The 22,610-nt window shown below is 35.9% G+C and carries 19 protein-coding genes; 5 read left to right on the top strand and 14 right to left on the bottom strand.

Translation table 11 applies throughout. From position 1 onward, the window contains the following. Positions 1–65: 65 nt before the first annotated feature. From AO58_RS0104680 to AO58_RS0104665, 4 genes are all read right to left on the bottom strand, one after another. On the bottom strand, positions 66–3,758 hold the full coding sequence (locus AO58_RS0104680; protein ID WP_024980594.1) for a PorP/SprF family type IX secretion system membrane protein: 3,693 nt from the start codon (positions 3,756–3,758) through the stop codon (positions 66–68). Position 3,759: 1 nt separating this feature from the next. Further along, positions 3,760–5,217, bottom strand: coding sequence for a T9SS type B sorting domain-containing protein (locus AO58_RS0104675; protein ID WP_244530668.1), 1,458 nt, complete (start codon positions 5,215–5,217; stop codon positions 3,760–3,762). A gap of 123 nt (positions 5,218–5,340) precedes the next feature. Next, a complete protein-coding gene (locus AO58_RS0104670; protein ID WP_024980592.1) occupies positions 5,341–6,633 on the bottom strand; it encodes a beta-helix domain-containing protein in 1,293 nt (430 codons plus the stop codon). A gap of 112 nt (positions 6,634–6,745) precedes the next feature. Continuing rightward, on the bottom strand, positions 6,746–7,186 hold the full coding sequence (locus tag AO58_RS0104665; protein ID WP_024980591.1) for a hypothetical protein: 441 nt from the start codon (positions 7,184–7,186) through the stop codon (positions 6,746–6,748). 351 nt (positions 7,187–7,537) lie between these two features. Between AO58_RS0104665 and AO58_RS0104660 the strand changes: the two genes are divergently transcribed. The 4 genes from AO58_RS0104660 (at position 7,538) to recA (ending at position 10,756) form a co-directional block, all read left to right on the top strand. Next, on the top strand, positions 7,538–8,686 hold the full coding sequence (locus AO58_RS0104660; protein ID WP_024980590.1) for a DNA polymerase III subunit: 1,149 nt from the start codon (positions 7,538–7,540) through the stop codon (positions 8,684–8,686). Positions 8,687–8,691: 5 nt separating this feature from the next. Next, complete coding sequence (locus AO58_RS0104655) at positions 8,692–9,075, top strand: DoxX family membrane protein (RefSeq protein WP_024980589.1); 384 nt, start codon at positions 8,692–8,694, stop codon at positions 9,073–9,075. A 22-nt stretch (positions 9,076–9,097) separates the two neighbouring features. Continuing rightward, entirely contained in the window at positions 9,098–9,610 is a 513-nt protein-coding gene (locus AO58_RS0104650; RefSeq protein WP_024980588.1) for an acyl-CoA thioesterase, read from the top strand. Positions 9,611–9,748: 138 nt separating this feature from the next. Continuing rightward, positions 9,749–10,756 (top strand): recombinase RecA, encoded by a 1,008-nt coding sequence (gene recA / locus AO58_RS0104645; RefSeq protein ID WP_024980587.1) that lies wholly within the window; start codon positions 9,749–9,751, stop codon positions 10,754–10,756. 184 nt (positions 10,757–10,940) lie between these two features. Here recA and AO58_RS0104640 read toward each other — a convergent pair whose 3' ends face one another. From AO58_RS0104640 to AO58_RS0104600, 9 genes are all read right to left on the bottom strand, one after another. Beyond that, positions 10,941–11,678, bottom strand: a complete 738-nt coding sequence (locus tag AO58_RS0104640) for a lysophospholipid acyltransferase family protein (RefSeq protein ID WP_024980586.1) — start codon at positions 11,676–11,678, stop codon at positions 10,941–10,943. Between the two features lie 59 nt (positions 11,679–11,737). After that, positions 11,738–13,150 carry a murein hydrolase activator EnvC family protein gene (locus AO58_RS0104635; protein ID WP_024980585.1) on the bottom strand — a complete coding sequence of 471 codons (1,413 nt, stop codon included), beginning with the start codon at positions 13,148–13,150 and terminating at the stop codon, positions 11,738–11,740. 210 nt (positions 13,151–13,360) lie between these two features. Further along, positions 13,361–14,584, bottom strand: a complete 1,224-nt coding sequence (locus AO58_RS0104630) for a murein hydrolase activator EnvC family protein (RefSeq protein WP_024980584.1) — start codon at positions 14,582–14,584, stop codon at positions 13,361–13,363. Positions 14,585–14,607: 23 nt separating this feature from the next. Then, positions 14,608–15,381 carry a lipoprotein insertase outer membrane protein LolB1 gene (gene lolB1 / locus AO58_RS0104625; RefSeq protein ID WP_024980583.1) on the bottom strand — a complete coding sequence of 258 codons (774 nt, stop codon included), beginning with the start codon at positions 15,379–15,381 and terminating at the stop codon, positions 14,608–14,610. Next, positions 15,381–16,730, bottom strand: coding sequence for a tetratricopeptide repeat protein (locus AO58_RS0104620; protein WP_024980582.1), 1,350 nt, complete (start codon positions 16,728–16,730; stop codon positions 15,381–15,383). The genes lolB1 and AO58_RS0104620 overlap by 1 nt, the downstream gene beginning before the upstream one ends. 13 nt (positions 16,731–16,743) lie before the next feature. Continuing rightward, a complete protein-coding gene (locus tag AO58_RS0104615; RefSeq protein WP_024980581.1) occupies positions 16,744–17,760 on the bottom strand; it encodes a sugar phosphate nucleotidyltransferase in 1,017 nt (338 codons plus the stop codon). 136 nt (positions 17,761–17,896) lie between these two features. Further along, entirely contained in the window at positions 17,897–18,331 is a 435-nt protein-coding gene (gene dut, locus AO58_RS0104610; protein ID WP_024980580.1) for a dUTP diphosphatase, read from the bottom strand. 76 nt (positions 18,332–18,407) lie between these two features. Then, on the bottom strand, positions 18,408–19,871 hold the full coding sequence (locus AO58_RS0104605; RefSeq protein WP_024980579.1) for a lipopolysaccharide biosynthesis protein: 1,464 nt from the start codon (positions 19,869–19,871) through the stop codon (positions 18,408–18,410). An 806-nt stretch (positions 19,872–20,677) separates the two neighbouring features. Further along, positions 20,678–21,121, bottom strand: a complete 444-nt coding sequence (locus tag AO58_RS0104600; protein WP_024980578.1) for a GNAT family N-acetyltransferase — start codon at positions 21,119–21,121, stop codon at positions 20,678–20,680. A gap of 307 nt (positions 21,122–21,428) precedes the next feature. Between AO58_RS0104600 and AO58_RS0104595 the strand changes: the two genes are divergently transcribed. Further along, the gene (locus AO58_RS0104595) at positions 21,429–21,623 is read left to right on the top strand and encodes a hypothetical protein (protein WP_139225519.1); all 195 of its coding nucleotides are present in this window, start codon (positions 21,429–21,431) and stop codon (positions 21,621–21,623) included. Between the two features lie 54 nt (positions 21,624–21,677). Here the strand turns inward: AO58_RS0104595 and atpG are convergent, their stop codons facing one another. Further along, on the bottom strand, positions 21,678–22,538 hold the full coding sequence (gene atpG, locus AO58_RS0104590) for an ATP synthase F1 subunit gamma (protein ID WP_024980576.1): 861 nt from the start codon (positions 22,536–22,538) through the stop codon (positions 21,678–21,680). Between the last annotated feature and the right edge of the window lie 72 nt (positions 22,539–22,610).

Here is a 22,610-nt window from a genome sequence, read left to right as displayed (position 1 = left end):
AACGATAAAAAAAACTTTTATAATGGTTATCTATATGGTATATCGTAATATTTTAACTGTTCTTCTTAATTTTCCACTTTTATAATCACCATTTTACTGGTAGAGGCATTCGTGGTTTTGTTTTTAATTTCTTCTTGTGCTTCTTGTAAATTATCAAACATGCCGTTATAGATGTAATAACTACTAGTGCTGGCATCGTAGTAGAATGATACATTTTTCATTCCCGAGGCTACGGCTTTGGTCAAAAAGGCATCACGTTTAGCGACATCTTTGTGAACCGCCATAATCATATAATAGCCACTAGGTGTATTTTCTACACGTTTCATAATTTGCATGTTCGATTGTTCTTCTCCAAAATCAAAATCGCTTACCGTCAAAGGAGTGGCACTCAGCTTCGTGGTCTCCTTGATGCGTTTCAAGGCGGCTTGATCCTGCGCCAAACGATCAGAAGAATTCAACGAATTGGCACGTTTGATGCGTCGTTTTTTCTCAACTTCTACTGCGACCTTAATGTTCTCTAACGACTGTACTAATTTTGTATTAGTTTGAACACTTGCCGCTTGTTCTGCTTTTAATTGATCAATCGATTTTAAATAGTTTATACTCAACGCATCGGTAGCGCTAGCTCCTTTTTTGATACGTTCATCAAACAAGTTTTTGATTTTAACAATGTTATCCTCTTGCATCTTGTTCATGGCTGAAATTTGTGATTTCAACGATTCAATCACTGCATTATCATTAACAGTGCTCTTAATTTCTTGTGGCTCTTTAAAAATACCTTGCTCGCTCAAATCATTTTCTTCCTTCATGTCTCTCAATTCTTTGGCTTTAGCCGCAACCTTCTGATCTAATTGAGCGATTAACGATTTTTGCATTTGACTAGAGGTTTCTGCTTGTTTGGCCAAATCATCAATAGCTATAGCACTCGCGTCTTTAACAACTGGAACAACTGCAGCGGCAGCAGCTATTTTAGCCAAGCGAATTCTCTCTGCTTCAGCATCCGATTTTTGTTTCGCGTCGGCAGCAGTTTTTGCTTTGGCATCAGCTTCTACTTTAGCTTTCGCTTCTGCATCGGCTTTTGCTTTGGCTTCTGCAGCTAATTTCTCTTGACGTAAACGCTCGGCTTCCGCAGCAGCTTTGGCTTTTGCGTCCGCTTCTACTTTAGCTTTCGCTTCTGCATCGGCTTTCGCTTTGGCTTCTGCAGCTAATTTCTCTTGACGTAAACGCTCGGCATCCGCAGCAGCTTTAGCTTTTGCGTCCGCTTCTACTTTAGCTTTCGCTTCCGCATCAGCTATTTCTTTGGCTTTAGCGTCGGCTTTCGCTTTAGCTTCAGCGGCTAGTTTCTCTTGACGTAAACGCTCAGCATCGGCAGCAGCTTTGGCTTTAGTGTCTGCTTCCAATTTAGCTTTGGCTTCTGCATCAGCTATTTCTTTTGCTTTAGCAGCTAATTTCTCTTGACGTAAACGTTCAGCATCCGCAGCAGCTTTGGCTTTAGTGTCTGCTTCCAATTTAGCTTTGGCTTCTGCATCAGCTATTTCTTTTGCTTTGGCATCCGCTTTCGCTTTGGCTTCAGTAGCTAATTTCTCTTGACGTAGACGCTCAGCATCGGCAGCAGCTTTGGCTTTAGTGTCTGCTTCCAATTTAGCTTTGGCTTCTGCATCAGCTTTCGCTTTGGCTTCAGCAGCTAGTTTCTCTTGACGTAAACGCTCGGCATCCGCAGTAGCTTTGGCTTTGGCGTCAGCTACTACTTTAGCTTTTGCTTCTGCATCGGCTATTTCTTTTGCTTTAGCGTCAGCTTTCGCTTTGGCTTCAGCAGCTAGTTTCTCTTGACGTAAACGTTCAGCATCCGCAGCAGCTTTAGCTTTGGCATCCGCTTCTAATTTAGCTTTCGCTTCTGCATCGGCTTTCGCTTTAGATTCTGCAGCTAATTTCTCTTGACGTAAACGCTCGGCATCCGCAGCAGCTTTGGCTTTGGCATCCACTTCTACTTTAGCTTTTTCTTCTGCGTCGGCTTTCGCTTTGGCTTCAGCAGCTAATTTCTCTTGACGTAAACGCTCGGCATCCGCAGCAGCTTTGGCTTTGGCATCCACTTCTACTTTAGCTTTTTCTTCTGCGTCGGCTTTCGCTTTGGCTTCAGCAGCTAATTTCTCTTGACGTAAACGTTCAGCATCCGCAGCAGCTTTGGCTTTTGCATCGGCTTCTAATTTAGCCTTCGCTTCTGCATCGGCTATTTCTTTTGCTTTAGCGTCAGCTTTCGCTTTGGCTTCAGCAGCTAGTTTCTCTTGACGTAAACGCTCGGCATCCGCAGCAGCTTTGGCTTTTGCATCGGCTTCAACTTTAGCTTTCGCTTCTGCAGCTAATTTTTCTTTACGTAAACGCTCGGCTTCTGCATCTGCTTTTGCCTTGGCATCGGTTGCAAGTTTAGCCAAACGTGCTTTTTCAGCTGCATCATTTACTGTAGTAGACGGCACTGCTGTTTTAGCCTTAGTAGCCGCTTCTGCTTTTAGTTTTGCATCAGCAGCCAATTTGGCTTGCTTCAATCGTTCCGCTTCTATAGCCGCTTTTTGTGCTGCTTCATTGGCCAATAGCTTCGCTTTCGCATCTGCATCTGCTTTGGCTTTCGCATCAGCAATTTCTTTTAATTTGGCCAAACGCAATTGTTCTCTTTCTGCTTGGGCCTCTTTACGTGCAGCCTCCAAATTCGCCTTGTCTATTGGAGACAATAGCGTACTTTGTTTGGGTTGTACTGGGGCTGTTTTTACAGATTTTTTTGGAGCAGGTGCTACATTAGGCACAATCAACGCAGCAGTCTCCTCATCATCTCCGTGGTAATAGTTTTTACTTTTAAACTTATAGGCTAGAACAATTTCATGAGAAAATCCAAAATTAGAAAACCCTGACAATCCTTTTTCTGTTATATATTCAAGGGAAATCGTCGGTGTAATATTCATTCCAATACCCCCTGACAAACCATACAAACTGTTATATCCCGCTTGCGCCCAAATCCCTAATGGGGTAGCAAAAGTAGCGGTCCCAGATAGGATGGTTTTTTCTTTTTTGAACTCGGAACGAATTAAAGCTGAAAATTTACTTTTATCAAAAAGACCATAGGTGTCCAAATAGCCTGTGTACATGACATGCGCTTGAATGCCCTTTTCTAGATCGTCTTGCAGCATTTTAGCACTTGAGAAGTTGTAAGTGATCATATTATTAAAGGCCACTCCAAAATCTAAAAATGCAGTACCATAGTTAATCCCTGGACTCACGGTGAGTAAAAAATTAGAGGGGATATTGTTTAAAGAGGGATCGGCAACGCCATTAGTAATTACTTTACCAGCATTTAAACCGCTTTTGTAAGCACCAAGATTCAATCCAAAAGTAAGATTGCTGTCTTGTTCCAATTCAACATTATGTGTGAAATTTACTATTCCTCCAAAAGTGGTCAATACGCCAATATTGTGTTGAAAAACACCAATTCCAATTCCTTCATTGTCTAAAAATCGACCCGAATAACTCGCAACATAAGTTGTGGGTGCATCATTAAACTGCAACCATTGTCGTTTGCTATATATCGTTGCAAAGGTGTTTTGCTCTCGAACAAAACTAAATGTTGGATTAATTACAAAGCGATTAAACTTTAAAGAATTTCTAAAGGGTAAGGAAAATGAAACAACTCCATCCTCCACCTGATTGGTTTGAGCATAGAGTTCTTGGTGTAAACCAACTGAAATGATAATAAATAGTAAAATTTTCCTCATATTATTTAATCACAGTTATGGATCCTTTTTTTACCTTGTTGTCGGGGGTCGTGATAATATAATAGTAGATCGGATTCACATTTTTAAAATCAATAGGATTGGTGATCGTAGGCCAATCGTTTTGGTAATTACGGGTTTGAACTACCACTTCGCCAAAAGCACTAACAATTACCACTTCAACATCTTTTCCATTGACATATTCTAAAGGGAGCACCCAGGTGTCATTGATAAAATCACCATTAGGACTGATGATATTTGGAATATTGGAAACTTCAGGAAACGGGTTGGGATCCGTCGTATAGGTTACTTCAAAAATAAGATCTTTGAAAATCGCACAATTACCTGGCTGTGTTATGGTCACTTTATAAGTTCCTTTAACGGTCGCGCTATAAGTACTGGCTGTTACATTTGGAATTTGATTCCCGTTTAAAAACCACTTATATGAGGGATTCGTAGCATCAGTAGAAACTGCCACATTTAAATTTTCTCCAGGAACAATGGAGCTAGTCGCCAGCACGTTTAAACTAGCATTAAATGTCCCTTCTTGCAAATCGATACTGGCATTGGCATCACAAGAGCCAAAACCAATTTTAACACTGTATTTACCTGGGATAGCCGTTGAATACGTTTGATTTGTTGCATTAGCGATGGCCTGATTGTCTTTAAACCATTGATAAGTATTTCCTTGGGTAGCCGACAAAACAGTAGCGCCTTGACTACTACAAAAAGGATTACCTAAACTTGACGTAATCACCGCAGTTGCGCCAGAAGTAGACGAAGTGACCGTTACCCTATTAGAATAGGAATCAGAGGTACAACTGCCATAATTCGTTTCAGCATAGTATACCCCTGGAGTAGATACCGTATAATTGCCTCCTACAGCTGAGGCTACTTTTGTAGGCAACACCGTGGGACCATTATCACGAAACCAATTGAATGTAAGTCCTGGATATTTGAGAGGAGAATCATTAGCTCCTGTTCCAGGATTATCGATAGATAAAACATAGGAACCGCCTGTGCAAATCACTACATTAGAATCGTTGTTGTTTATCGTAAATTGGGCATCTTGCGGTTTGTAATAGGCTGGAAAAGAATTAGACGATTGGCTGGTGGCTATTGGTGCAGTACTACGAACGCGAATTCTATAATTCTCACCACTAGTAGTAACCGGAACTGCAAAAGTAATCTTAGCAGGAGAGGTAGTAATAGCGCCTGCTGCACTAGTATGTAGCACTGTTGGAGTCGCAAAACTTCCTGCCCCATCTGAAAGTTCTACAATGAACTGATTGGAAGCACTAAGTCCTGTGGTAGGCGTAAAACTAAAATTGACTTCAAAGGTATTGAATACCGGATTGGCACAAATTTGTGTAAAAGGGAAAGTAGGTTTTCCTATTGAGACTTGAGCTTTTAACGATATAAACGGAGCTAATCCAATGTATAAAAATAAAAAACGAAGCAAAAAAAAGACTTTATTGTGCTGCCTGTACATATCGAAAATCAGATTTTTACATAAATTTATGATTATAAAAATAAAAACTTCGATCGTTGGGGGACAATCAAAGTTTTTATCTTTAAAAATAAACTAGTTGTTATTTGAAGCCGTAATTTTTGAAATTTTTAATCTGAAATCAGGTCTTTTTTCATTAAAAGCATCTAAAAAAGCTTCAGAATTATTTTGTTTGTCATACACATTAAAAAAAGCACTATTTCCGTACCAATTTTCTAACTCTTCATTATTAGGGTTAAACTCTGTAAAAATATTTCCTTTACAAGAATTAATGTACAATTGCTCTAACTTAATTTTTTTCAAATTGGTAGCAGTTACTTCAATATTTGCATCCAAAATTACAGCTGGATTAAAACCTGAAATCACACTTCTTTTTAATTCAAGAAAAGAATTTTCGGCCACTCTAACCGCATCCTTAATAAGATTTTTTTGCATGTCTGCTAACAAATCGGCACTATCATTAACCAATGTCATGTTCGTAGCTACTACATTGGTTTGTTTTTTAGTAAAATCAACTTCAGCTTTTTGCAAATAAGAAGCTACATCTAAACATCGGTAAGCAGTAGTACTACTAGAAATGTAAGAAGAACGAATAGCCAAAGAATTATCTAATTTACATTGTGCTCCATAATTAAATTTATAATCTATAGCACTAGATTTCAAAGAAACCATTTTTTTCATGGCTACGTCTCCACCGTACACAGTGAAAGAATCGCCTGCCGAAAAACTTACCATCACATTTTCAAGTACAGTTGCATTTCCTATTCCTGCTAATAGTAAACCATTGAAGTTTTCATCTCCTCTAACTTTGCTACCTGCATACTCTATGCGAACATAACGTAAAACACCAGCATTAGCAGCAGGATTTGAACCACCATAAACCGTCATAGCATTATCCAAACCATAGTTCACAGAAGAGACACCGCCAAACTTGTTAATTGGTGCATCACCAAGTATAATTATTCCTCCCCAGTCTCCTGGTTTTTTCAAACTACGACTAGAAGTAAAAACAATAGGATCTGTTTCTAAACCATCAGCCATAATTTTTGCTCCTTTGGTAATGACTAAAGCAGCTCCTGAACCAAAATCACCAATAATTACTGTACCTGGTTCAATAGTAAGAACGGCATTATTATTTACATAAACAGGACCTTGCAAAAGATAAATATTTCTTTTCAGCAATTTGGTGTCCGTTGATATGTTACCTGCTAAAATTTGATTCGCCTCACCATAATCCAATCGGGTAGGCTTAAATTCCGTCCAATTGTTTAACCAATTCAAAGAACCAAAAATACCTTTTTCTTGTTGTGCCTGAACAGAACAAGTAAACAATAGCATTAAAGCTAAAATCTGAGTTATTTTTTTCATAAGATTTAAAGATTTAGGGCGTTTCTTTTAAAAATCGATGACTTGCGATAAATTGGTTATTTTAGTAGGTAGGTTATTTGTAAACTTATTTATAAAAAACAAGTCTTAGGAGTTAATTATCTCCTAGACTGTTTAAAGATTTTAAAGTTTCTTCGTAGAATAAAATAGCTGAAATTAAATTTCCTTTATCTGCATAAGGCACCATTTTTCTTTGAAAATCAACGGTTACATCCAAAAATGAATTCATACTTTCCGCTTGAGTATTCAATGCTTTAGTATTGTTTGCATCTTCTGGAATACCTAAATCCGTCAAAGTAACTCCTGGTTTGCTAACCAAGGCAATATAAGGTAACGTTTTAACCAACACTTTGATTCTCTCAATATACAATTCCAACAAAGGTCCTTTTTGCAAAGTTTCCAATTCTGGCTTTGAATAGTATTTTTTTACCAAAGCTGTTCTACTAATAATACTCTGAGGCGCTTTAGTTTGTGCTGAAGCAACTCCAACTGTTAATAATAATACTAACCCAAAAAAAATAATTTTCCCTTTCATGCTTTTCTTTTTTGTTAATTAAAATGTTAATAACAAAAATAAACAAATTAAATTAACTCACAACTTTTAGCCATAATTTTATGCGTAAAAAATAGTACATATATTTAAAAAAAATGTATTTCATCGATAAAAAAAGTCTTTAACCCCTTGTTTTTATGCTACTTATACATCAAAACACATCAAGTATTAACAAGAAATAAAGTCAAGAAAATTAAAAATTTAACAAATAAAAATTGTTAATAAACAGTAATTATTTACAAACCAAAAAAATAAAAACTCACCAAATTTACATCACGATAAAGATTACACTCTAATATTTTAGACTTTATCAATTTCTTTTATCTTTGCTCAATGCAATTTTCAGCTATACTAGGTCAAAAACACATCAAAAATCACCTCACTCAAAGTGCCTCTTCTGGCAGAATACCTCACGCACAATTATTTACAGGACCAGAAGGCTCGGGAACATTGGCTACCGCCATTGCTTATGCACAATATATTTTATGTCAAAACACCCTTTCTGATAATAGTAATGGGAATGAAAGTTGTAATCTAAAATTTGAAAGCCTAGGACATCCCGATTTGCATTTTGTGTATCCCACTGTAAGTACCGAGGAGGTAAAAAGCAAACCCAAAAGCATCGATTTTATTTCAGAATGGAGAGCTTTTGTATTACAAAACCCCTATGGCAGTTTATCGGATTGGTACGCCTTTTTAGGGGTACAGAATAAGCAAGGTGAAATAAGAGTAGATGATGCGCAAGAAATTCTTAAATCTTTAGCTCTAAAATCGTACGAGGGAGGACACAAAATAATGATTGTTTGGATGGCGGATAAACTCAATACCGCAGCCGCAAACAAATTGTTAAAACTTTTGGAGGAACCACCTGAAAAAACCATTTTCATTTTAATTACTGAAAATGAAGAATCGCTCATTTCTACCATCCGATCGCGTTGTCAAGCCATTCATTTTAATGGTATTCCAGAAACAGAAATTACAAAAGCATTAATTGATTTACATAACATTGATTCAAAAATTGCTCAAAATATAGCTCATCAAGCGCAAGGAAATTATAACAAAGCACTCCATTTATTGCATCAAGATGCAGATGATTTAGTTTTTGAAGAGTGGTTTGTAGTTTGGGTACGTGCTGCTTTTAAAGCCAAAGGAAACGCCAGTGCCATTCAAGACTTGATTGAGTGGAGTGAACAAATAGCACAATTAGGAAGGGAAAGACAAAAAAAATTCTTGTCCTTTTGTATCGAAATGTTCCGACAAGCGCTTTTACTGAACTATCAAGCCAATTCTTTGGTGTATATGGAACCCAAAGTAGAAAAATTTAAGTTGGAAAATTTTGCCCCTTTCATTCATGGTGGCAACATTCAGCCTATTTATGAAAAAATAGCAGAAGCCATGTACCATATTGAAAGAAATGGTAATGCTAAAATCATTTTGACCGATTTATCCATTCAATTAACTCGATTAATCCATAAAAAATAACAATCATGAATAATACCGCCTCTTTATTATTACTTGTATTTTTGGCCATTACTTTTTTACAATCTGGATATGATAAAATATTTTATTGGAAAGATAATGTTTCCTGGCTAAAAGGGCATTTTGCACAAACACCCTTAAAAAAACAAGTACCCTTGGCCTTAGCACACGTATTACTATTAGAAATTATTTCAGGAGTATTATGCATCATTGGCAGTATCGAACTGTACATCACCAATGGGAAACTGTACGGATACTATGGCGCTTTGTTTTCTTGTATAACCTTACTCATGCTATTGTTTGGTCAAAGAATAGCCAAAGATTATGATGGTGCAAGAACAATTGTCATCTATTTCATTCCTGCCGTACTTGCGGTGTACTTGCTCAATTAAATTTAATTGTTTACATAACTATATGATTTCAAAACATCCTTCTGAATCCTTAACCATATTGACCGACTTGGTACTACCTAGCGAAACCAATCCGTTAAACAATCTTTTTGGCGGTGAATTACTAGCACGTATGGATCGCGCCGCAAGTATCGCTGCACGACGACACTCAAGACGAATTGTGGTGACCGCTTCTGTTAACCATGTGGCTTTCAATAGAGCCGTTCCAATAGGAAGTGTAGTGACCTTAGAGGCTAAAATTTCCAGATCTTTTAAAAGTTCCATGGAAATTTACATTGATGTTTGGATTGAAGATCGCGAATCTGGTTTGCGAACCAAAGCCAACGAAGGCATCTACACATTTGTAGCCGTTGATGACACCGGAAGGCCTGTAGAAGTAGCACCTATTATTCCAGAAACCGAACTAGAAAGACAACGTTTTGATGCCGCTTTACGTCGTAAACAACTCAGTTTGGTGCTCGCAGGAAAATTGAGCCCTCACGACGCAACCGAATTAAAGGCCTTATTTAACGACTAACGCTTTTTTTATTAACACAAATAGAAAGCAAGCATGGATAAGACATTAAAAAAATGTATTTTTACGTAAACAAGTAAGAAACAACAACTTTACACGCCAATCATAGAGTTTCCAACCCAAAAAAAGACGAAAGAAAAGATGAGTTCAGACAAAGAAGCCAAATTAAAAGCGTTACAATTAACGCTAGATAAATTAGACAAAACCTACGGAAAAGGTACCGTAATGAAAATGGGCGATAAAGCCATTGAAGAAGTAGAAACCATCTCTTCAGGATCCTTAGGTATTGATTTAGCATTAGGCGTAAATGGATACCCAAAAGGAAGAATTATAGAAATCTATGGACCAGAATCATCTGGTAAAACAACCCTAACATTACATGCGATTGCAGAAGCTCAGAAAGCAGGTGGAATTGCTGCTTTTATTGATGCGGAGCACGCATTCGATAGAAATTATGCAGAAAAATTGGGTGTAGATATCGAAAATTTAATCATATCGCAACCTGATAACGGAGAACAAGCCTTAGAAATTGCCGAAAATCTAATCCGTTCTGGAGCAATCGATATTGTGGTGATTGACTCTGTGGCAGCCTTAACGCCAAAAAGCGAAATTGAAGGTGAAATGGGAGATTCAAAAATGGGATTACACGCCCGATTAATGTCTCAAGCCTTACGAAAACTTACAGGAACCATCAGTAAAACTCATTGTACGGTTTTCTTTATCAACCAATTGAGAGAAAAAATCGGCGTAATGTTTGGCAATCCAGAGACCACTACTGGAGGTAACGCGTTAAAATTTTATGCATCTGTACGTTTAGACATCCGTCGTTCAACCCAAATTAAAGATGGGGAAAACGTATTAGGAAACAGAACTAAAGTTAAAATTGTAAAAAATAAAGTAGCACCACCCTTCAAAGTAGCCGAATTTGATATTATGTATGGTGAAGGTATTTCTAAAACCGGTGAAATTTTGGATTTAGCCGTTGAATTTGAAATTGTTAAAAAAGCAGGTTCTTGGTTTAGCTATGGTGATACCAAATTAGGTCAAGGTAGAGATGCCGTAAAAACATTAATCAAAGACAATCCAGAATTGGCTGATGAATTAGAAATAAAAATTAAAAATAGAATCAAAGAACTCGCTAACGAATAAAAATTGATTCTTAAATAAGAAAAAATACCGTTTCATTCACTTGAAACGGTATTTTTTTTGAAATACATCAATAATTTCTTATTTTTTTATATCGCTGAGAATCGCATATTTAAAAAATAAAAGTGTATTGTACGAAATATTAAAAGATAAAAAGGTAAAATAGAAAGATTACTCTTATAATTTACTATTCACTCATCAAAAGTTGTTTTTTAATGACCTGATAACAATCCTCTTTAATTCTTTTCTTTGTCTCAAGTGTACAACCTTTAGTACTTATCGGTTGATGGATGTACGCACGCATAGTACCAGGACTACCACTAAAAAAAGTAAACGAGAACCTTTTTTTATTGTCAGGAAACGTAATGGGTACAATGGGAATTTGATGTTCTATTGCTAATCGGAAAGCACCATCTTTAAAATGATCCAATAGAATAGATTCATCATCAGGCACTCCACCTTCCGGAAAAATACAAACACTTAATCCTCTATTTATTCTTTGTTGTGCTGCTTCAAAAACAGCAAGCCTGCTTTGGGCTGAACCACGATCGACTAAAATACAAGTGCGTTTATAGAAAAAACCAAACAACGGGATTGCAACTAATTCTTTTTTTCCTACAAAGACAAAAGGATTTTTAACTATAGCTAACATCAACATAATATCAATCATTGAAGTATGATTGGCTATTATCATATAACTGGTATTGGGCTCTAAAGTTGCTTCTTGCTGTACCTGATATCTAAAACCCATTCCAAACAAAATGAATTTAGCCCAAATTCGTGCAATACGAAAAAAATAAGGGTACCAACTTTCGGCTAAGATAGAGATCAAAAGAAAAGGCAAGAATACAACAATTGGAATAGCCATTAGAATGTAAAACCAAATCCTCCAAAAAAACCAAAAAATAATTTTTAAAATACTCATAGTTTAAAAGTAGCCAATGCTATTGTTTTAGATAATGAAAAAGCTAGTAAAAGTAAAATCTATTTAGCCGATAACCATGGTTTGGGATTCACATAATTAACATTCTCACACAAGGTAAACTTCAATAAAGTTTTGCCATCTGCGTTCGTGTTAATGGTTCCAAGAGGTTGCTTGGCGGTCACTTTATCGCCTTTAGCTACATTAATTGTCCCCAAATTTTGATACACTGTAAAGTAATCTCCATGTTGAATCATTACGGCCTTACTGTTGGCTATTGCAATTACTGAAAACACTTCTCCAGCAAAAACGGCTCTCGCTTTGGCTCCTTTGTAGGTTGTTATAGACAATCCGCTGTTTTGTATGGTTAAAGTTTTGTAGACTGGGTGAGGCTGTGTACCAAACCCTAAAAAAACTTCTCCTCTATCTACAGGCCAAGGTAATCGTCCGCGGTTGGCCTTGAAATTATCAGAAACTAATTTTCCTTCCGAAGTAAGCTCCATTTTGGTGGTAGATACAGGCGCCGCTTTTTTGGGAACTTCTTTCGCCGCAACAACTACTTTTGGTTTGGTCACCACAGTCGGATTTGCTTTGATATTCGATTTGCTAGCTACAGCCTTTTCTTTGGCAGCTAATTCTCTAGCAAGTTTCTCTTTAGCAAGTTTATCGGCTAAAGCTTTCTCTTTAGCCAACTTTTCTTTGAGTGCTTTTTCTTTGGCAGCTCTAGCTAAAGCCGCTTTACGATTGGCTTCGGCAATGGCTTTTCTGATTAAACGATCTATTTCCTTATCGATCGCTTTAGCTTGTTGGTGCTTTTTCTTAATTTCAGCTATAATTTTCTTCTGATCTTTTTGAAGCGATAAAACAATCTGTTGTTGTTCTTTTTTTTCAACTTCTAAAGATGTTTTTTCTTTTTCATTCTCAGCAATTAGCTGCTCTTTTTGGCTTTTTTGAACTTTTAATTTATCATAAAAATTGAGTAATTCTTTTGATTTTGATTCGATTTCCTTGCCTTGCATTACTCTATAACTAGAATATTGCTTCATATATTGTAAGCGCTTATAGGCCTGCAAAAAACTAGATGAAGACAAAATAAACATGGCTCTACTTTCTTCAGAACGGCTTTTATACGATTTGAGAATCATCTCTGCATAATCGGCTTTTAGCAAATGTAACTCGTGGTCTAATCTTTTTATCTTCAATTCATTAGACTGCATACCATTACTAAGCAATTGTGTTTGTTTCTCGGTAGTAGCAATTAAAGATTCCTTGAGTTTAATCTTTTGGTTTTGTAGATCAATCACATGAACTACTGATTTCTCCTTTTTCTTTACCGTTTGAAGTTTTTGCTCATTGGCTAGAATTTCTTTTTGAATTTTAGCTTTACTTTCTTCTAACTTTTTTTGTTGAGACGGCTGTGCCACAACAAAAGAAGTATAAGCAATCAACAATAAAACATAGAGAGACTTAGGCATGTAAAAGGTTTTTTTTGTGCAAAAATAGAAATTTATGAACTATAAAATTAGAAAGTACTCTTTAATCTTAAGCCAAAAAAAGCCATTACAATCAAATCGTGTGTTAAAATAATTTGTAGCAAAAGTAAAACAAAAAAAAGACGTTAACCATTATGATTGAAGTTAATGTCTTTTTTTGAGGTAATGGCATTTAAAAACCGAACATTCCTTTTACATATTATACAACCAATTCGCTGGATTGTTGTAATTAGCATTTTCAGATATGGTAAATTTTAAAACCGTTTTACCTTCATTATTGGTTCGTATCCTTCCTAAATTTTGTTTGATTCCTACTTTATCCCCTTTGGATACAGCTACAGAACTTAAATTTTGATAGACAGTAAAACAATCACCATGTTGAATCATCACTGCTTTATTAATCGGAGAAAGGACCATAATATTAGTCACTTCCCCTGCAAATACTGATCGAGCGGAAGCTCCTGACTCAGTAGTAATCTCGACACCACTATTATTGATTACTAGTGTTGGGAAAACGGGATGTGGTTGTTTACCATACCCCAAAGAGACAAAACCTTTTTCTACTGGCCACGGCAATTTTCCTTTATTGGCTCTAAAATTATCGGCCAAAATTTTAGCCTCAGCTGTTAATGCTATTCTTGAGGACGAGCCACCTGTTGCCGTTCCGTCTTTGGCTGCTTTTCTATTGGCCTCGGCAATGGCTTCCCGAATTAATCGGTCAATTTGACGATCAATCGCTTTGGTTTCGGATTGTTTTTTACGAATCGCAGCCATGATTTTATTTTTGTCTTTTTTAATGGCATTTACCAAGCGCTGCTGTTCCTTTCGTTGCTTTTCAAGTTCTTGTTTTTCCTTTTCTCGGTCAGCAATTACTTTTTGCTTTTCCTTTTTTTGAATGGACAATCGTCCGTTATAATCTTGTAATTGAAGGGATTTGGATTGAATTTCTTCACCCTGCATTTTTCGATAACTCGAATATTGTTTCATGTATTGTGCCCTTTTATAAGCTTGTAAAAAGTTTTCAGAGGATAATAAAAACATAGCTTTACTTTGCTCTGATCTACTCTTGTAGGATTTAACAATCATTCGAGCATAATCTTCTTTGAGTATTTCTAATTCTTTTTTAAGCTTATTAATTTTAACTTGGTTGATATACATGTCATTACCCAAGACCTTCGCTTGTTTTTCAGTGGTCTTAATTAACTTTTCCTGCAATTTAATTTTATTGGCTTGTAACATGACCACCGTTACTGCCGATTTTTCTTTTTTCTTAACCGACTGCAGCTGACTTTCATTTTCTCTAATTTCTTGAAGGATCTGAGCTTTGCGTTGTTCTAACTTTTCTTGCTGCGATTCTTGCCCCCAAACTAATGAAGTCAAACATAAAAAAAGTATACTTAGAAGGAATTTTGGCATGTTAAAAAAGTTTTGATTCAAATTTACTTAATTAAAATTCTTTTATATCCACTAGGAACACTATACGGAAAAGAAAGTGCTTCATTCACTGATATCGAATTGTAATTGAGATTGATTTCAGTATTTCCTTTGGGTTGCGAGGCTACAATCTGCACATTCGAAGGCAATATCATATTGGTGTGCTGTGCAAAATTTCCATAAGCTACTGCAATACTTCTTCCCTCTTTGGCTTGAGCAATTTCTTGCTTTTGAAGAACGAATTTTAAGGCATCAATAAAGAAGTATTTTTGAGTATTATCCTTAGACAAATCTTCTAGTTTATACTTTTCACCTGGCTCTAGCGTTTCATTGTATTTCCCTTTCGACAAATCATCTATGGCCTGTCCTACTAACAAGTTTTGAATTTTTGAATAATCCAAATCGGTGCCAAGCCATTGACTCAACCCTTTAAAATCGCCTTCAAAATAACTCCCATTAATTTTTTCGTAATAGCTTACTCCTTCAGGGGTAATTAACGCTTTGGCCATAGTAATTCCCAAAAAACGAACACTCACTAATATTTGTTCATCTTTTTTTATCTTAATTTCTGCCGTAACATTTTGAGTCATCTTTTCATCCGCATAATTCGCACTAGATTTGATGTACAAAGTCGAGAAATTGTTCTTGTTTTGATATAATTTTTCGATAACAGAACTAGTCATGTTCTTGTTTTCTTTAGGAATATCCATCACTGCTACCGACTTAGATTTACAAGAAATCAGTGTTATGAGCACAAAAAGTAATCCGTATTTCTTCATTATTTCTTTTCTTTTACTAATTGATTGGCTTTGGAAAAGTAGAAATTTTTCTTCGTCATATCTCCTAAACCATTAAATGTTTCTCCCAATTGAATATAAAAATTAGTCTCTAAAATTGGATTGTCAATAAGGTAATCAACTCCTGTTTCTAAAACGTCTTTGGCTTTTTTGTATTGCTGCAACTGATTGTAGGCTAGTCCAGCATAATAATAAAAATGAGGTTGCGAGGGATAAGACTCCATCAAGGATTGTGCCTTGGCCGCCAATACCTCAAATTTTTGAAGCTCAGTTAACGATTGGAGCATCAAAATGGGCGTTTCCATGGCAATAGTGGGGTCGGCTTTAATGGCTTTTTCATAATATTTTGCCGCTTTTTCCCATTGCTTTTTATTGTAATAAAAATTGCCTATTTCCTTGGCTACCGGAATGGTGGGATCAGCCTCCATTACTATAATCGCTTTCTCTAAATCCGATTCATATTGAGGATTTTTTCCGGCGAAAAGTAAAAACTCATTCAGCACTCGATGCTTGATTTTAGTATCTATTTTGTTACTTGCCAACACTATATTCATCGATTGAACCGCTTTCGGGCCATCATTTTTTTCGATATGAAATTTAAACAAACTCACTTGCGCCCATTCCGAAGTAGGAATTTCTCGTTCTAACTTTTTGGCTACTTCGAGCATTTTTTCTACTTCATTACTTTTGGAGTAGCGATAAATCAAGTCAATATAATTGGATTCTTCTTTTGGAAATTTCTCAATCTGTCCAATCAAATGCTCAATTTCAGTATTCTGATATTTACCTTGGGATAAAATTCGACTTTTATAGCCTTCGCGTACATCAGATTTACCGACGGTTTCATTGAGTTGATTGATCAATTCCAACGCTTTATCCAATTGATTGGTTGCCATATACAAGGTCACTAAATCTTCTTTGAACTTAGGGTCCAACACGATCAGTTTTTGCAAAACGATTATCCCTTTTTGATAGGCTTTGGTGGCATAAGTCACATCGTACATGCCAACGACAAACCACTTGTTTGTTGGATCTATAGTAGCTGCTTTTTCAAAAGAAGTATAAGCCTTGTCAAAGTTTTTTAATGCGAAGTAATTTTTACCCAATTCATAATGCACTGCTGCTTCTTCGGGTTGCGATTTTAAGCATTTTTCAAGAGATACAATAGCTTTATCATAATTCTCTATTCCCTTTTGCTTTAATGCTTCATAAAAAGAATCTTGAAATTCGTTTGTAGCCATAGCAATCTCTTCCGGTTCAGCTTGTGCCTGAACGAAAGATGGAATTCCAAAGAATCCCATAACTAAGATTGCTACAATGCTACGATTCATTTTACTTTATTTTTTATTCTAAAACCGAATAATCTCCAATACTTATGCTTGTAAAATTCCCATCATAGGTAACGTGATTTCCAATCATCGCATTATCTAAAGTTGCGTTTTTGATATGAGCGTGCGTTTGAATCAAACTGTTTTTGATGGTTGAATCAAAAACGTGGCAAGCTTTTCCTAAAGATACATTAGGTCCAATAGTTACATTTGACAAAACAACATTCTCCCCAATAAAACAAGGAGGAATAATAGTAGCATTCTCTAATTTTGCTGAAGGATCAATTAAATTAACACCGTCTTGCTGCAAGAATCCAAGCATACGACCATTAGTCTCGACAGTTACGTTTTTGTTTCCGCAATCCATCCATTCGTCTACACTTCCGGTTTTGAAAACTTTGCCATTGGCCATCATTCCTTTGATACCATCGTTGATTTGATATTCACCTCCATTTTGGATGTTGTTGTCCAAAACGTTTTGCAATTCTTGTTTTAAAACTTCCACTTGTTTGAAATAGTAAATCCCGATAACGGCTAAGTCACTCACAAACTCTTTTGGTTTTTCTACCAATTCTACGATTTCATTTTGCTCATTAAGTTTAACTACTCCATAGGCTTCTGGTGCATCCACTTGTTTTACCCAAATTACAGCATCGGCTTCTGGATCTAACTCAAAATCGGCACGAATTAAAGTATCAGCATAGGCAATAACTGCAGGTCCTGATAAAGATTCTTTGGCACACATAATAGCGTGACCCGTTCCCAACGGTAAATCCTGACGGTAAATAGAAGCTTTGGCACCTAATCCTTGTGCTAATTCTTGTAAACTCGACACAACATCGTCTCCAAAAAAGGCTTCGTCTCCTAAAATAAAAGCAATTTCCTCTATCGGTTGTTTTAAAATTTTGGCAATATCTTCTACTAATCTATGTACTATGGGTTTACCTGCAACAGGAATTAATGGTTTTGGAACGGTTAAAGAATGTGGTCTTAAACGAGACCCACGTCCCGCCATTGGTACTATTATTTTCATTATAACTTTGTATTAAGATTTTAGAATTAAGTATTAAGACAAAACGAAATACTCTTCTGATTAATTTTTGCCAGCTTTTATTCAAACACTGCCTTTATCGACTGCAAACTGAAGACTAAAAGCGGAACACTGTTTACTATTTTACTCCCGTGCTACCAAAGCCTCCAGCGCCTCTGGTGGTCTCAGATAATTCGTTAACAACAATCCACTCGGCGCGTTCGTGTTTGGCGATTACTAATTGGGCGATGCGTTCTCCGTTTTGGATTACGAAAGTCTCATTGGATAAATTTACTAAAATCACACCAATTTCCCCTCTATAATCGGCATCAATTGTTCCTGGGGCATTGAGAACGGTGATTCCGTTTTTGGCCGCCAAGCCACTACGAGGTCTTACTTGTGCTTCGTAACCTATGGGTAATTCAATAAACAAACCTGTTTTCACGATAGCTCTAGACAAAGGTGCCAAAGTAATGGGTTCGGTTATATTCGCACGCAAATCCATTCCCGCCGAAGCGATGGTTTCATAATGAGGTAAATCGTGTGCGGATGTATTGATGATGTTGATAGTCATTTTTTATTTTTTAATTGTTGTTCGTAGGAACGTATGGACAAGTCGCGACTTGTCCGTACCTTGTCCGTACATAGGGTTATTTTTTTCGTTTAATAATATTCAAAATTGTAGTTTTCTCATTGTGATAAATGAAATAAAGAAACACTAGCAATAACGGGATTCCTACGAAATAATTCTCTCTAAATCCATAAAAAGAAATCACCGAAAACAAAATTGAAATACCCAAATAAGCACCAATTTTTTCCATATCATAAGGAATAGGATAGTGTTTTTTGCCCAAAATATAGGAAATCAACATCATACTTCCATAAGCTGAAATCGTAGCGATTGCCGAACCGTAATAGCTAAATGTTGGAATCAAAATGTAGTTAAGAAGCAATGTTAAAAGTGCGCCAACAATAGATATGTACGCCCCAATAATCGTCTTGTCCGTTAGTTTATACCAAACCGAAAGGTTGTTGTAAATGCCTAAAAAGAAGTTGGCCAAGATAATTAAAGGAACCACTTTCATCGCTTCCCAATACGATTCATTGTCTAATAATAATAGCTTTAAAATATCAGCAAAAACAATGACACCCAAAAGAATCAAAGAACCAAAAATGACAAAATACTTGGTAATCATCGCATAAGTTTGAGGGGCGTTTTCATTACTAGCATGGCTAAAGAAAAACGGCTCTATTCCTAATCGAAAAGCCGTGGCAAAAAGTACCATAAAAAGCCCTAATTTATAACAGGCGGAATAAGCTCCTACTTCGGATTTGGCAATGTTGTCCGGCAACCAATAGCCTAATAAAATTTTGTCAAAATGTTCGTTTACCGCAAAAGCAATTCCTGCAATTAAGATAGGCAAACCGTAGCGCATCATTTTTTTCCAAAGTACCGCATCAAAATTGCGTTTCAACGAAACATAATTAGGTGAAAGTACCACAAAAGTGAGCAAACTCGCTAACAAATTAGAAACGAAAATATATCCAATTTCGAAATTATCGATATACATATTCCCTAAAAAAGAGTCGGGACTATCGGCATAAATTTTAGGCAAAACCAATAAGAAATAAAGGTTCAGTGCCAAGTTTACAACTACATTCCCTATTTTGATAATAGCATACATCATAGGGCGTTTGTTAGCCCTTAATTTTGAAAAAGGGATAATCACCAAGGCATCTAAAACCAAAATCCAAATGGTAAAAGTAATGTATTGCACATCTACATGAGCCCAAGAAGCTAAGGTGTTTCTAAAAATTAAGGCACCAAACAAAAACAAAATGGAAGACCAAAAAATAGAAATGGTACTGGTAGCGATGACATTTTCTTTATCGGTTTCGGCACTGTAGAAACGGAAAAAAGCGGTTTCCATACCGTAAGATAAAATTACGTTGAAAAAAACCATCCAAGAGAGAACGATAGAAACTTCGCCATACTCTGCTGTTGGTAAAATTCCGGTGTACAAGCGCACCAATAAAAAACTGAGCATACGAGGCAAAACGGTTGCTAATCCGTATATCGCAGTTTGTTTGAATAGACTTTTATATAATCCCAAAGTAGTTTTGATTTGACTTAAGAAAGCAAAAATAGCGAATTCAAGGTTGACTTAGTAAAAAAATTTAACCGCATAGATTCGGTTTTTTTTAAACATTGAAGCCATTGAAGTCTTTTTGGGATAGCAACTGTTATTTGAACCATATAAGGGCATGTAAGGTCATATAAGAATATCAGGCGTTTTCTTTGGTATTAAATTTAACCACAAAGAGCACAAAGGCTTACACAAGGTTCACAAAGAAAAAACTTAAATCACCTTATATGTATTAAATGGTTCAAAATTAACCGCATAGATTACGGTTTTTTTTAAACATTGAAGCCATTGAAGTCTTTTTGGAATAGCAACTGTTATTTGAACCATATAAAGGCATGTAAGGTCATATAAGAATATCAGGCGTTTTCTTTGGTATTAAATTTAACCACAAAGAGCACAAAGGCTTAAACAAGGTTCACAAAGAAAAAACTTAAACCACCTTATATGTCTTAAATGGTTCAAAATTAACCGCATAGATTACGTTTTTTTTAAACATTGAAGCCATTGAAGTCTTTTTGAATAGCAACTGTTTTTTGAACCATAAGGTCATATAAGAATAGTAGGTGTGCTTTGTGCTAAAGTAACCACAAAGTGCACAAAGGGTTACACAAAGTTCACAAAGGAAATTCAACATTTACTTCAAACGTGACTTATATGACCTTACGTGCCCTTTATATGGTTGAAAAAAATAACCACAAAGAACACAAAAACTTACACAAGGTTCACATAGAAAAAACTTAAATGACCTTATATGCCTTAAATGGTTTAAAATTTTAAGAAAGCCCCTCTTCGTTGATGATTTTCAAAAAATGAAAGCCTTTGGGCACGTACCCTTGGTTGTAATAAAAACGATGCGCATTGAAGTTTCCTGTAAATGCATCCAAAACTATCATAGTGCAGTTCGTCGCTTTGGCTTTAGCATCAATATAATCCGTCATCATTTTTCCAATACCTTTGGCGCGATGGTCGGGATGCACTACAAAATTATCGATTTCAATATACTTCCCAGACCATAATTTATACCCTTGCCAAAAACCCGTAATCCCTAAACAAACTTCGCCTTCAAAAACAGCAAGCTGTTTATAGTTATGCGGAATCATTTCGGTAAGATAGGTGTCGTATTTTTCAATGGTAAAAGTGGGATACAAATGACGCATCATGTCAATATGAGCCAGCATCTCTTCTTTAGTGCTCAATTCTCTAAGTTGAATTTCCATAGGTAATTTTAAAAGTGTAAAATTAGAGAAAAAAGGGATGAGATGGAAAGATGTGGGATGAGGAATTTTAGGAAATCCAATAAGACATTAATCTAGTTCATTCTACAATATGCTTGCAAACTATTAGAATAACACCAAAACTATTTTAATCTAATTCTTACGATTTTTAACTAAAAAAAAGCAATTGGCACAATTTTAGTTAGAGTACAGACAAACTAACCCTAAATTAACCATGCATAAAAAATTACTTTTTATATTACTATTTTCCATACTTTCTACTTTAGCTTATTCACAAAAAAAAGGAAAGATGGCCTTACCCACCATAGAAGAAGAAATAGCAACTTCTCTATGGGAAAATAAAAAATCAAAATCTTATTCTTGGTTAGTCATTTATGACCAGAAAAAAATAGACTCCATTTTAGCCATAAAAGTGCTGGTTAGCACCAATGAGAAACCAAAGCAAAAACAACAAGTATTAAAGTGGAATCATAAGAAATATTAAAAACAAAAAGAGCCAACGTCTGTTGGCTCTTTTTGTTTTTAAGTGTAGAACGGATTAAGCGTTCAAAGCTTCTGCACCACCAACGATTTCTAAGATTTCGCTTGTAATTGCAGCTTGACGGGCTTTGTTATACGTTAACTTCAATTGGTCACGTAATTCTGTAGCATTGTCTGTTGCTTTGTGCATAGCAGTCATACGAGCGCCATGTTCTGAAGCGAATGAATCTCTAATTCCTTTATATAATTGCGTTTTCAATGATTTAGGAATCAAAGTCAACACGATTTCTTCTTTTGAAGGCTCAAAAATATAATCTCCAGAAGTAACCGCTTTATCAGCTTTAATTGGTGCTAAAGGCAAAAATTGTTCCGTTTGAACGATTTGAGTAGCAGCGTTTTTAAATTGGTTGTATACCAATTCAATTCTGTCATAATTACCCACAATAAATTGTTGTGTTAAATTATCAGCAATTGTAGCAACGTTCTCAAAACTTAAGGCATCAAAAACTTTACTCTCGTTACCAACTACTGCAAAACTTTTACCCAAAACATCATTTCCTTTTTTACCAATAGCAAAAACATCCACTTGTTTTCCTGCATAATAGTCTGCACGTACTTTAACTTCCTTGATTACGTTAGAATTAAAAGCACCACACAAACCACGGTTAGAAGTAATAGCTACCAATAACACTTTTTTGATTTCTCTTTGTGTAGTATACTCACCTCCTACATCACCATCTAAGGTAGCAGAAAGGTTTTGTAGTAACTCCGTTTGTTTTTCAGCATAAGGACGCATCGCAGTGATGGCGTCTTGTGCTTTTTTCAACTTTGCAGCAGAAACCATTTTCATCGCCGATGTAATTTGCATCGTAGATGAAATGGAAACAATTCTATTACGGATTTCCTTTAAATTAGCCATTGTATTTTTAAGTAAATAGTAATAAGTAATTAGTGACTAGCTATTGACTAATCACTAATTACTATTCACTAG

Origin of the sequence: Flavobacterium succinicans LMG 10402 (genome assembly GCF_000611675.1) — a bacterium.
Classification (GTDB): Bacteria; Bacteroidota; Bacteroidia; order Flavobacteriales; family Flavobacteriaceae; genus Flavobacterium; species Flavobacterium succinicans.
The sequence above is the reverse complement of the archived record's forward strand: the minus strand, read 5'-3'. Positions and strand labels throughout refer to the sequence as shown.